Origin of the sequence: Dyella sp. ASV21 (assembly GCF_016428975.1) — a bacterium.
Taxonomy (GTDB): Bacteria; Pseudomonadota; Gammaproteobacteria; order Xanthomonadales; family Rhodanobacteraceae; genus Dyella.
In genome coordinates this window covers 25,505-36,240 of sequence record NZ_JAELTT010000045.1, presented here as the reverse complement: position 1 = coordinate 36,240, position 10,736 = coordinate 25,505, and the positions used below count along the sequence as shown (strand labels likewise).

Genomic DNA, 10,736 nt, shown 5'->3' with positions numbered 1-10,736 from the left:
ATCTACGACTTCGTCTCCAAGCATGTCGGCAACAGTGAGTCGGTTACGGTAGCTAGGCCGCTGGCGGGAATCTACTACCTGGCCCTTGTCGGCGAGTCGCCCGGCTATGCCAACGTCAGCGTGCAGGGAAGTTATACCGCGCCACCCGACGGGGCTGGCGCTTCAAGTCAGGCGGAAATCAACTACATCACCGCAGATCATCTAGGTACGCCACGAGCGATCACGAATCAATCGAGTAGCGTGATTTGGCAGTGGCCGTATCAGGGAAATCCCTTTGGGGAGCAGCAACCGACGTCGGTGACGGGATACGTCTTCAACCTGCGCTTTCCCGGCCAATATAACGACGCCGAGAGCGGACTGAATTACAACGTCAATCGATACTACGAATCTGCCATCGGCGGATACGACCAACCTGATCCGACGGGCCTTGCTGCGGGACCGAGCCTGTATGCCTATGTGGGTGGAAACCCATTGAGCTATGTCGATCCGCTCGGATTGCAAGAAAGCACAGTTGACTCATATTGCGCGCGCTACGGCGCAGCCGCCTGTGTGGAGGCGATAGGCGGAAGAACAGGGGCCGGTATCAGCGCGGGTACGGCGACAGCCATCGGTGCGGGGATTGCAACGGCCGTCGGAGTTGATAGCGCTTTAAGAAAGCAGTGTGATGACGACGACCAGTGCGGCCCTGATTCGAGGTTTGAGGCCTACACCAAGGCGCTTGCATGGGCAGGCATGGGTATTGGTGACGAGGGTGTCCCAATCCCCTGGAGTCAATATCGCGGCAGAGGTGGGGCCAACTACACCTACGTGAAACAAAATGGTGGATCGAACTATGGTTACTACGACCCAGGATCAAAGGCCAAGGTGATGAATCACCCTGACGGCCACCCGGATCAACTTGGCGATAGCCACCCAGAGCACCACAATTGCCCACACTTCCACGCTGTGAATGCACGTGGCGAGGAGCGCATATTTCCGTATAAGAGGGGCACCTAATCATGGATTCCAAGACAATCCAGTTGTTCGTCCAAGCACTAGTAGAAGCGGATTCCGCACCAGGGGCATCGCTCGTCGTTGGTGTTAAGTACCGTGGTGACGACTCGGTTTACGAAGAATGGGCCCCGAATAGATCTGAAATCATCGGAGAGGATGGACTTCAAGATCCAGGATTTGGCTCCGGCCCGGTGACCTACTCGGAGATCCAGCAGCTATCTGTGCCGGCAGTTTCACCAAGACCTTCGCCCACAATTGAATATTCCAAGAAGTTCGATGTCTTGGTTTCGCTTACCTCGGGCATGCCATGTGTGCAAATCACCGCCAATGCGGTGACGTTGAATGTCCGGCAAGGTGGCGACCAGGGCTGATTGCCTCGTAGCATCTTTTGGCTTTCTGACTGTTGACCAAGCGACCTAGCAATGGATCGCTGACGGGCAGCCTTGTATGCGTCACCAACTTACGGCTTCCCGGCCAGTACTACGACGCCGAGAGCGGCCTTGCTGACAATGGCGCCCGCTCCTTCGAGGCCGCGACGGGGCGCTTCCCGCAGCCCGATCCGTCAGGCACCAATGGTGGCCCTGGGCTGTACGTCTACGGGTTGAACAGTCCGCTGCTTTACTTCGATCCGGATGGACTTCAGGCTCAGCCAGCACCTGGTCCGCAGCCGTTTTATCCTTCCCCAGCACCGCCTGCAGGAGGAGTACCGGATTTCGGCCCTCCGGCGAATGAGCCCCTGCCAATAGAAGGCCCCGCAATTGGAGGCCTCTGCTTGCGCGTATTGGGCGGTATTGGAGCAATGCTTTATTCAAGCCCGACTAGCGCATGCGACCAACCTTATCCACCTGCGGAGAATAATTGTCCGGGCAACGACGATCGGTGCGCCAAAGCGAAGGCCGAAGCACAGAGCGCGTATTGGAAGTTAATGACCAAGCGCATACCCCAGTTCCAGACGGGGGGCACCAGGGGGCGAGATCCCAATCATCTGACCTCAATTTTGCAGCTTCAATCTCGATTGCGGGACGCGATCAGGCGGGTGCTTCTCTATTGCAAGCCTGCACCATCTGAACTTGACGAGTGGGAAAGAGCAGCCAATCTCAATGCACCAGGCTTCTGAGGAAATAACAATGAGTGAGAGGATCGAACTACCTGCGGCCTTCATGGACTCTGAAGAATTCCAGGCACTGCCAGAGGACCAGCGCCTTTCGTTTTTGCGAAGGTTGGACAACGCAAAATCACTCGGTCTGTCGCTGGAGTCCGGATCTCGACTGGCTAATGCCTCTGACTTTGCGGACTTCACGGAAGATCTGGAGTTAGATGCATCGTTGCTTCAGGAGCTTGACTCGGCCGCCCAAGGCGGACTAAGCCGCTGGCTTCTGCACTTTTCCTGGTCATTCGAAACCTCGCCAGGGGAGATGCTTCACGCACTCCCGGCCTTTTGCCTCGGACTGCTGGATACCCAAGAACCGCGTCACGATGCCACTCTCGACAGCTATCGGTCTTGGTTCCACCAAGTCGGCGTAGATCTTGTACGGGTCACCCATGCGATTGAGAGCTCCAACACCTACGAGGCTACGCTAGCGTTACATATAGTGGTTGACGTGCTTCTCGGGCGACTGCTGGTTGCGTGTCACAAGCTTCGGTTGAACTCGGCGATGCCACGCTAACAAGCACGGGTGCCCGCGAAACCGTCTCAAGGAATTTTTAGCCGGCACACACCGTCGCCTCATGCTCGCTGCGCTCGCCAAACCGCGTCGCAGCAAGGGAAGCCATTGCCGTCGGCGCACGGGTGAGTCAAGGGTGTGGTTACCCGGCCAGTACTACGATGTGGAAAGCGGCCTTGCTGACAATGGCGCCCGCTCCTTCGAGGCAGCGACAGGACGCTTCCCGCAGCCTGATCCTTCGGGCATCAGTGGCGGCCTTGGGCTTTACGTCTACGGCTTGAACAATCCGCTGCTGTACTTCGATCCTGATGGTCAGCAGGCCACCAACGGGCAGCAAGGGGCATTTGCGATTCCAGGAACTGCTCCGACCGGGCCGATGAGTCCTGGAGTGCGTCCTATGCCCATCACCGACCCAGTTGCCGGGCCGCGCGTACGCATTCCCAGCCCTACGAATGTCCTGACCGGAGTAGCTGCTTACTGCGGTTCCAACCCATTGACGGCTGCGACATGCGTTATCGCGGGGTGCGTCATTCCACGCTCCACAGCTGATTCCTGCGCTGATGAACCGGCTACGCCGCAGCTCATGCAAAGGTGCTCAGGCAATAACAGCGACTGTGACAAAGAGGGGGAAGACGCCATCAATATGTGCGAAAAACTCATCTCCCAACCAGACACGCCTAGAGGCGTGACGGGCGGATATCGAAATATTATGCAGTGCGCAAAGGGCTTGGTGAGCCAGCGGTGCGGCGGAAATCGCGTGAATTAAATCTGCAAAAAGGTGCTGTCATGCAGCTAGAAAAAGCAATTGAAAAGATCAAGGAAAAAGCACGCGCCGATGATCCGATGGCAGTACGGGAGGCGGTGGAGCTGACAGAGACGCACCCCGGCGAGGCGGCGACCTGGTCTCTCCTATCGTATGTTCATGCAAGGATCGGTAACTACCAGGATGCGATAGCCGACCTAACTCAAGCGATCGAAATTTCGTCCAATGAGCCTGTCATGTATTTCAATCGCGGTCGATACAGGTCGATTTTGGCGAGGCATAACGACGCCATTGGCGACTACACCCGAGGAATTGCCTTGTGTGAGGAGTCCGGGGACGACTACTACTTGGAGACGCTCTATTTTCTTCGCGCACACGCCTACTTGAAGCTAGGCAATAAAGGTGCCGCTCTACTCGATCTTTCCCAGGTAAAAGATGAGGATTTTTCTTTCTGGGAAAAAGAGATCTTTACGAAAAAGCAGTTGCTCTCTCTGTGCAACTCAGCATGACGTCTCAAAGGTCCACCCCGGATCCCGATCAGGTCATATCAATTGCCGAGTCGATCTCCGGTGATCGAGACAGGGCGGTCGAGTGGCTGAGCCAGCCACTCGCCACGTTTGACGGCAAGACACCGCTGCAGCTGATTGCCGGAGGCCGCGCCGACGCTGTGATCGGTTACCTTCACTCCATCGAATCCGGCTTCGTCGGGTGAGCACCGAGAGCACGTGACATCGGTAGCAAAATGAACGGCGCTACCGATGTCACGCACCAGGAGGAAGGTTGATGAGCTACGCCACCGACGATGCTGAAATGTCGAGCGCCCGGGAAATCCTCTTCCATTGCCGTGGCAAGCTCTCGGCGGATATCCGGAAAGAGGCCTCCCGCAGCCAGCCTGATGCGCAACGCCTGGCTGACCTGGAACTGGTGATGTCCCAGCTGCGTGATGAAATCGATGCCGTCACGGCCGGCAACCGCGCAGTGACAACGCGAGTCCGCTTGCTCTACGGCATGTTGCTCAAAGCCGCTTACGCGCCGGCATCACACTGACCGGTTGCCTCATCGCTGCATCATGTTTGCCGCATCCATGCATCACGATGCGTCTTCCGTGCACTATCGTTGCATTACCGCTGCATCATCCGTGCATCGCGACGTGGCCCGTTGGGCCACGTGATCGTGTCGACTCCCCTCAGGTCAGTGCCACGAATAACTAGAGGTGGCCGGGTCGTTCTGGACACGAAATTCGGTGGGAAGTACCACTCGATTTCGCGCAGCCCACAATGGGTCCGACTAGTCGGCTGACCGCAGAAAAAAAGTCGCGTTCCACCATTAGCGATGGGTCCGAAACACTGCCGTGTCTGTCTTGGGCGGAGACCGGACAACCACGCTGGGCCTCTGGCAAAGAGAAAGCCCGCAAGGGGAACCTGCGGGCTTTGGGTCATCCATCTCTCATGCTGCTTAGGGAAGGAGGGGAGGCCTGCCTAAGCGATGGGACTGATGTCTCACGACATGGAATAACTATACCAATTGGTATATTAATAAAGAGTAACTTGGTTTGCGCCCCTCTAATTTCTAGCGCGGCCATGGCACCACTGTGGAGGCGCGGCTGTATCCGCGCGTCTGCTTTGGGTTGCGGATTCAACCGGTCAACGCAACACTTTAATGAAATCGTTTTTCGTGGAATATCAATACTCTACTCATTCTTGGCAGCCTCTCTAACGATCCTGCTGTGCCAATAGGTCGGATTACCCGTGGATTTAAGGTACTTCCAGCCTGTTGGCCAGCGAGCGATGAATCTGAACCTGGATGCCGGCGCAACGCACCTTCTGCTGACACAGTGTCGGGGCGTTGCGTTGACCGGTTGAAATTGCAGTCGGAAGCGGACAGTTCCGATTTCACCCCTGAGGAGTCTTCCAGCGCCTTCTCAATTCGTCCAGATGCGCGGCCGTCTCGGCGGACGGATGCTGCCGGAAATACCGCAAAACGGCAGACCTAGCCTCCTGATCGCCTGTATCACCGAGACGTTCCAGCCAGGAGACTCCCTTTGCCTCGTCCCCTACATAAAGCATGTAGTAGTCGGCGAGCCGGTTAATCGATGGCACATCGCCTAAAGCAGCTTTGCCTTCAACAGCACTTAGTTCACTCGGCGAAATCCGGTAGGCACCGCCGGGAGAAGGGGCAGCCTGCTCCGAATGCGCTTGAAATCCGGCACTCGGAAGCGGCCAAGCGCTCATCAAGAGAGCATACCCCAGGAGAGTATTAGCCGACCGATTCGCAAAATTCATTCGCGCCCCATCCGTCCAAAGAACTCGAATCCCCATAAGAAAAGTGTCCGCTTCGGGTCGAAGGCGGATATCGGTGGCCCTCCGGGCTCACGCAGACCTAGTCATCTAGGGCACCTAGAAAGCGAGTCGGCAACCTTCTTCAGCAAACGCGCATTTTGCCCATGGCCCTTGGTCCACAGTTGTACAAAAATCTTCGTTTGGACCGGACCTATTGGTGTATCCGTGTTCTCGTAGGCAAGTCCATAGAGCCTCTCAACTCCATAACCAATAGGTTTTCCGTAGATATCTATTTGCAATGGCCCATCCGACTCTGCAAGCAGTTGAAGGTCTTCTGTTAGTCGCCCCTGACGTACGACACGTCCCATGCTTTCAGGCAAATGCGGGTTGTGGCTGATCATGTAGTCCACGACACCACCATGGCCAAGGAACTGGCCCTCGGCTGCATCAATGCCGACGTGAACTACATAGGTCACGCCGGAGATCGGTGTCATGCAGACGGGAAAATATTTGCTAATGGGTGATGGCTCCGCTGCAAACGCAACCAAGCTCGCAACGGCGGCTATAAAAGCCAGAGTCAGCCCGACCAGTTGCCTCGTAACGGCAGTTGCCATCGCGCCTCCTAGCGCCAATATTGTCTATGCCACAAACATGACCCGACCGAGCCAGTGTCCGATACGGGTCGGATGCGGACCTTACCCAGTGTGCAGGATTGAGAGAACGATACCTGCGACCGGGTCAGAGATTGCCTCAAAACGAAAGATGTATGAGCCCTCCGCATAGTCGATCAAGCGCTGACCTGATTGGGCATTGGGTTCGGCGCTATGGATACCTTGCACGCGGCCGTAAAGCGCCTGGTAGAACTGGTGCGGCACCTCGTACACAGGCACTCCGGAGGAGTCTACGCCCTGGTAGATGATGTGGGGAGCTGCACCATTTGGGTCTGGAAGAAAAAGTGACCGCTGGCCTGAAATGGCGGCCTCGTGCATGAGCTTTCCAGTAATGCGGGCGACATAGCCGCCAGTGCGTCCCGGATAGGTTGGATCTTCCAGCAATGGTGGTGTGTGCATAAGTACCAATTCCCTTTGACCTGCAATGTCCGCTCCGGGTTGCGGTTTCAGCCGGTCGTCGCAACGAATTGATAAAATCGTTCGGCCGGTGTTTCGAAGTTTAGAGTCTTTCTTGGCCTTCCATTCAAGCGCCTTGCCACGGCGTTGAGTTGCGCTTGGGTGAGGCCAGACAGATCCATGCCTTTGGGAAAATATTGCCGCAGAAGGCCGTTGGTGTTCTCGTTCGAACCCCGCTGTCATGGGTTGTACGGATCGCAGAAGTAAACCGTGATGTCGGTGGCCAGTGTGAAGCGCTGATGTTGGGCCATCTCCGACCCTCGATCCCAGGTCAGCGACCGATACAGTTCCTGAGGAAGTTTGCGTGCGTGCTTGATCAGCTGGTAGGTCGCCGTTTGGCTATCCCGGCTCTGCGCGCAAGGCAGGGATGGCAGCGCGTACAATGGCGCATCTCGCTTCCTGGCTATATCGATGACCGAACCCGAACGCCTCGCCAAACGTGTCGCTGCACTGACCCAGTGCTCGCGGCGTGAAGCGGAAATGTATATCGAGGGGGGCTGGGTACGTGTGGATGGCGTCACCGTGGAGGAGCCTCAGTTCAAGGTGCTGGAACAGCACATTGAGATCGATCCGCAGGCCAAGCTCGAACCCGCGGAGCCCGCCACCCTGGTGCTGCACAAGCCTGCGGGCGCCACGATAGATGAGGCGCGCGCGCTGATCCGGGCGGAGAGCCATGACGCCGACGATGCCTCCGGCGTGCGTTTGCTGAAGCGCCACTTCGCTCGGCTGGAATCGCCGCTGCCGCTGCCCGACAAGGCCAGCGGCCTGTTGGTGTTTACCCAGGACTGGCGGGTAAAGCGGCGCCTGGACGAGGATTTCGACCGCATCGAGCAGGAGCTTGTGGTCGAAGTGGTGGGCAAGTTGGCGCCGAACGGCCTGGCCCTGCTCAATCACGGGCTTCGCTTTGATAATTACGCGCTGCCGCCGATCAAGGTGAGTTGGCAGAACGAAACGCACCTGCGCTTTGCCTTGAAGCGCATTGCCCCTGACAAGGTCGAGCGCATGTGCAACGCGGTCGGGCTGCAGGTGCTCGCCATCAAGCGCATCCGCGTCGGCCGCATTCCCATGTCCCGATTGCAGCCGGGCCAATGGCGCTATCTGGCGAGCACGGATCGGTTCTGACGGCCTGAACACCACGGCTGGGTGGTACCCACCCTTCACCGGCTGGGGAGCGGCGCGGTCACCGCAGCAAATACCTCCTACGGCCCGAAGAGCCGCCCGGGCTCCTGCCGGCGCCATCGGGCAAGCCACGCGCAGACCTGAGATAATGGGCGATTGCCCTTCCGCGCGTGGCCTCTTTATGCACATCGGCATCGACTTCGGCACCAGCTACTCCGCCGCCGCCGCCATCAGGGATGGCGAACTTACCCTGGTTCGTTTCGGCGAAGCCGAGCAGTTCCGCACGGCAGTGTACTTTCCGGAACTGGTGCCCGACCCGAACGACTTCGAACTCACGCCCGAGCTGGAAGCGCAGTTGGAAACGCACATCCGCTCCGCGCGAAACGATCTACGCCAGCAGGCTGCCGCGGCTACCGCTCGCGGCCAGGCGCCGGTGACGCGCACGGAGGAAGAACTGCGCCGCGATGCGCTGCGCGTGGTGCGCCGCCAGTGGATGGAAGAACAAGCGCGCGCCGCCACGTCGTCCGTCGCCAGCTTCCAGCACGCATTGTTCGGCGAGGACGCGGTGGAAGGTTATCTGGAGAGCGGTGGCGGCAACCTGATCGAGTCGCCCAAGTCGATGTTCGGCTATCGACTGGACCCGCAGGTGCGCAAGGTAATCGTGCATATCGCCACGCACATCCTGGAACACATACGCCTTACCGCAAGCCGCCAGTTCAGCGAACCGGTGCGCGGCGCGGTGATTGGCCGCCCGGTGGAGTTTCGCAGCTCCATGGGGGCCGCCGGTTCGGAGCAGGCCATTGAGATTCTGCGTGAAGCGGCCGCCGCCGCCGGCTTCGACGAAGTACGCTTTCTGGAAGAACCGGCTGCCGCCGCGATGCATTACCACAAGAGCCTCGCGAACCGGCAACACGCGCTGATCGTCGATATTGGCGGCGGCACCACCGACGTCACCCATGCGGAACTGGGCGGCGTGACATCACCGCTGATCGCGCGCAACTGGGGCTTGCCCAAGGGCGGTACGGACCTCGACGTGGGCGTGAGCCTGCATAGTTTTATGCCACTGATGGGCAAGGACATCGTGCGCGTGCCGCAGCACCAGTTTGTGGAAGCGGCCAGCGTGCACAACTTGCCCAAGCAACGCGAGTTCCGCAAACAAAACTATCGCCTGGTGGCCGCGCCTTACGGTGCGCGCCTGCGTGCCCTGCAGGAGCTGGGTGCCACCACGCGCCTCAATCAGGCCGCCGAGCGCACGAAGATCAAGTTGAGCGCTTCAGCGAGCTATCGTGCGGAACTGGATTTCATTGAGCGCGGCCTCGCCGTGGACGCCAGCCGCGACGATCTCGACACCGCCATCGAGCCGTTTCTCACCCAGCTGGAGCGCACCCTTGCCACGGTGCGCAGCGACCTTCCCGCGCTGCCGGCCAGCGTCTTCCTTACCGGCGGTACCTCCCGCTCGCCGCAGGTAAAGGCGCGGGTGGCCGCATGCTTCCCCGAGATTCCGCTGGTGCATGGCGACCCTTCGCTGGGCGTCGTGTCGGGGCTGGCGGTAGCCGCGAGTGAAGCCACGCTGCACGCGAGCGCCTGACCCGGCATCGCTACTTTCGGCTGTATGCCGGATCCAGCGACGTGAGAAAGTCGTCGACTTCGGACTGGATATAGCGATTAGCGTGATCATCCGGATTTGCGGCGACTTCCTTGTGGGCGGGCGTCTCCTGCAAGAGTGACCCGGTGGCGGAGTCGAATACGTAGGTCGTTGCCCTGTAGCCGACCTTGGGCGGCGTGTAGCGCCCCACCACATGCGAGCCGCCACTGAACGGACTGAAGCTCGGCACCACCAGCGGAACGAATCGAATGACGACGCGGTACGGCATGGTCTTGGCCTTGCCTGACGAGGGAGTGCCGCTTCGGAACACGGCATCGTCCGATTCAATCAAGCGCAGCTCGACGTGGCGATCGTCCGCCCATTCGGAAAAGGCCTTGTTCGCCGTTGAACAGCTCTCGTCTTCACTGGTGCAGGCCACGTAGGCCACAAAGCGCGGGCTACCATCCGGATTGAACCATTGAACCGATGTCTGCGATGGTTGGCCGCTCTTGCCGAGGTTCGGGGTGGTCTCCGCACAACCTTGCAAGGCCAGCATGGCCACAGCGGTTCCCACCAGCATTCCTAAACGCATCGCGAACGACCCCCAAGGTGGTTAGTTTTCTCGCGCGCCACCGCATGGGGCGCGAACTGGCCAATCACTTGCCTCAGCGCGCGTGCTCCGCCATGGCGACGGTTTTCGGTGCCACCACGACGCCATCCTGGCTGAGTTGGGCGGATACACCCGCGGCATAGAAGCCGCGAATCAGGTGATGGCGAGTGATGATGACGGGCAAACCTTTTTCCTTGAGCTGATCGAACATGCGGCGCGCGTCCGGTGACTGGTCGATCACGTAGTCGGTATAGGGGATGCTGTTGGCAGCGAAGTATTCGCGCGCCGCCTTGCAATAGGGACAGGTGGATAGCGAGAACATCACCACCGGTGTCCCGGCGGACTGTACGTAAGAGGCGAAGTCGCCGGCCTCTACCGGCGGTTTCGGCGCATCGGCGGGGTGAAGCCATGCGCCCAGTCGTGGCCCAAGCAGGGTTCCAGAAAGCGATCCGACCGCGAGAAACAGCGCAATAACCGCAATCCCTTTGAGTTTCATCGCAGCTCCTATGCCGCCACTGACGTGGCGTGCTGACATGGCCAATGAGCCGACGCGCGATACGCGCAAGGTTCCACGGGGCGCCGTATCGGGCCCCGTG

Annotated in this window: 14 protein-coding genes and 1 pseudogene; 9 read left to right on the top strand and 6 right to left on the bottom strand. The window is 59.0% G+C overall.

What is annotated here, in order from left to right; translation table 11 throughout:
- The 7 genes from JHD67_RS14690 to JHD67_RS14655 all read left to right on the top strand — a co-directional run.
- Window positions 1-996, top strand: a 996-nt coding sequence (locus tag JHD67_RS14690; RefSeq protein WP_199099977.1) for an RHS repeat-associated core domain-containing protein, incomplete at its 5' end; no start/stop codon positions are given.
- 2 nt (window positions 997-998) lie between these two features.
- Window positions 999-1,364 carry a hypothetical protein gene (locus JHD67_RS14685; RefSeq protein ID WP_199099976.1) on the top strand — a complete coding sequence of 122 codons (366 nt, stop codon included), beginning with the start codon at window positions 999-1,001 and terminating at the stop codon, window positions 1,362-1,364.
- 756 nt (window positions 1,365-2,120) lie between these two features.
- Window positions 2,121-2,660 (top strand): hypothetical protein, encoded by a 540-nt coding sequence (locus tag JHD67_RS14675; RefSeq protein WP_199099974.1) that lies wholly within the window; start codon window positions 2,121-2,123, stop codon window positions 2,658-2,660.
- A gap of 61 nt (window positions 2,661-2,721) precedes the next feature.
- Window positions 2,722-3,423 (top strand): RHS repeat-associated core domain-containing protein, encoded by a 702-nt coding sequence (locus tag JHD67_RS14670; protein WP_199099973.1) that lies wholly within the window; start codon window positions 2,722-2,724, stop codon window positions 3,421-3,423.
- Window positions 3,372-3,929, top strand: coding sequence for a hypothetical protein (locus JHD67_RS14665; RefSeq protein WP_343214377.1), 558 nt, complete (start codon window positions 3,372-3,374; stop codon window positions 3,927-3,929). Before JHD67_RS14670 ends, JHD67_RS14665 begins: the two co-directional genes overlap by 52 nt.
- Window positions 3,926-4,132: an MbcA/ParS/Xre antitoxin family protein gene (locus JHD67_RS14660; protein ID WP_199099971.1), complete on the top strand. Its 207-nt coding sequence runs from the start codon at window positions 3,926-3,928 to the stop codon at window positions 4,130-4,132. Before JHD67_RS14665 ends, JHD67_RS14660 begins: the two co-directional genes overlap by 4 nt.
- A gap of 71 nt (window positions 4,133-4,203) precedes the next feature.
- Complete coding sequence (locus JHD67_RS14655) at window positions 4,204-4,467, top strand: hypothetical protein (protein WP_199099970.1); 264 nt, start codon at window positions 4,204-4,206, stop codon at window positions 4,465-4,467.
- 845 nt (window positions 4,468-5,312) lie between these two features.
- Here JHD67_RS14655 and JHD67_RS14650 read toward each other — a convergent pair.
- The 4 genes and pseudogenes from JHD67_RS14650 to JHD67_RS14635 form a co-directional block, all read right to left on the bottom strand.
- Window positions 5,313-5,702, bottom strand: a complete 390-nt coding sequence (locus JHD67_RS14650) for a hypothetical protein (RefSeq protein WP_199099969.1) — start codon at window positions 5,700-5,702, stop codon at window positions 5,313-5,315.
- Window positions 5,703-5,803: 101 nt separating this feature from the next.
- Window positions 5,804-6,313 carry a hypothetical protein gene (locus JHD67_RS14645; RefSeq protein WP_199099968.1) on the bottom strand — a complete coding sequence of 170 codons (510 nt, stop codon included), beginning with the start codon at window positions 6,311-6,313 and terminating at the stop codon, window positions 5,804-5,806.
- 81 nt (window positions 6,314-6,394) lie between these two features.
- Window positions 6,395-6,769, bottom strand: coding sequence for a hypothetical protein (locus JHD67_RS14640; RefSeq protein WP_199099967.1), 375 nt, complete (start codon window positions 6,767-6,769; stop codon window positions 6,395-6,397).
- A 47-nt stretch (window positions 6,770-6,816) separates the two neighbouring features.
- Window positions 6,817-7,146, bottom strand: a pseudogene (locus JHD67_RS14635) (IS30 family transposase); the annotation flags it as partial.
- A gap of 91 nt (window positions 7,147-7,237) precedes the next feature.
- Between JHD67_RS14635 and JHD67_RS14630 the strand changes: the two are divergent.
- Both JHD67_RS14630 and JHD67_RS14625 read left to right on the top strand, forming a co-directional pair.
- Complete coding sequence (locus JHD67_RS14630; protein ID WP_199099966.1) at window positions 7,238-7,948, top strand: rRNA pseudouridine synthase; 711 nt, start codon at window positions 7,238-7,240, stop codon at window positions 7,946-7,948.
- A gap of 178 nt (window positions 7,949-8,126) precedes the next feature.
- Entirely contained in the window at window positions 8,127-9,533 is a 1,407-nt protein-coding gene (locus JHD67_RS14625) for an Hsp70 family protein (protein ID WP_199099965.1), read from the top strand.
- Between the two features lie 10 nt (window positions 9,534-9,543).
- On the opposite strand, the gene JHD67_RS14620 is transcribed toward JHD67_RS14625, so the two are convergent.
- Together JHD67_RS14620 and JHD67_RS14615 are read right to left on the bottom strand one after the other, a co-directional pair.
- Window positions 9,544-10,104, bottom strand: coding sequence for a hypothetical protein (locus tag JHD67_RS14620; protein ID WP_199099964.1), 561 nt, complete (start codon window positions 10,102-10,104; stop codon window positions 9,544-9,546).
- A 91-nt stretch (window positions 10,105-10,195) separates the two neighbouring features.
- Window positions 10,196-10,636 carry a glutaredoxin domain-containing protein gene (locus JHD67_RS14615; RefSeq protein WP_199099963.1) on the bottom strand — a complete coding sequence of 147 codons (441 nt, stop codon included), beginning with the start codon at window positions 10,634-10,636 and terminating at the stop codon, window positions 10,196-10,198.
- Window positions 10,637-10,736: the final 100 nt, after the last annotated feature.

Excerpts from the sequence above, each read along its gene's own strand:
- JHD67_RS14675 (WP_199099974.1), top strand. The coding sequence starts at position 2,121 with ATGAGTGAGAGGATCGAACTACCTGCGGCCTTCATGGACTCTGAAGAA.
- JHD67_RS14650 (WP_199099969.1), bottom strand. The coding sequence starts at position 5,702 with ATGAATTTTGCGAATCGGTCGGCTAATACTCTCCTGGGGTATGCTCTC.
- JHD67_RS14655 (WP_199099970.1), top strand. The coding sequence starts at position 4,204 with ATGAGCTACGCCACCGACGATGCTGAAATGTCGAGCGCCCGGGAAATC.
- JHD67_RS14645 (WP_199099968.1), bottom strand. The coding sequence starts at position 6,313 with ATGGCAACTGCCGTTACGAGGCAACTGGTCGGGCTGACTCTGGCTTTT.
- JHD67_RS14640 (WP_199099967.1), bottom strand. The coding sequence starts at position 6,769 with ATGCACACACCACCATTGCTGGAAGATCCAACCTATCCGGGACGCACT.
- JHD67_RS14660 (WP_199099971.1), top strand. The coding sequence starts at position 3,926 with ATGACGTCTCAAAGGTCCACCCCGGATCCCGATCAGGTCATATCAATT.
- JHD67_RS14615 (WP_199099963.1), bottom strand. The coding sequence starts at position 10,636 with ATGAAACTCAAAGGGATTGCGGTTATTGCGCTGTTTCTCGCGGTCGGA.
- JHD67_RS14625 (WP_199099965.1), top strand. The coding sequence starts at position 8,127 with ATGCACATCGGCATCGACTTCGGCACCAGCTACTCCGCCGCCGCCGCC.
- JHD67_RS14670 (WP_199099973.1), top strand. The coding sequence starts at position 2,722 with ATGCTCGCTGCGCTCGCCAAACCGCGTCGCAGCAAGGGAAGCCATTGC.
- JHD67_RS14685 (WP_199099976.1), top strand. The coding sequence starts at position 999 with ATGGATTCCAAGACAATCCAGTTGTTCGTCCAAGCACTAGTAGAAGCG.
- JHD67_RS14630 (WP_199099966.1), top strand. The coding sequence starts at position 7,238 with ATGACCGAACCCGAACGCCTCGCCAAACGTGTCGCTGCACTGACCCAG.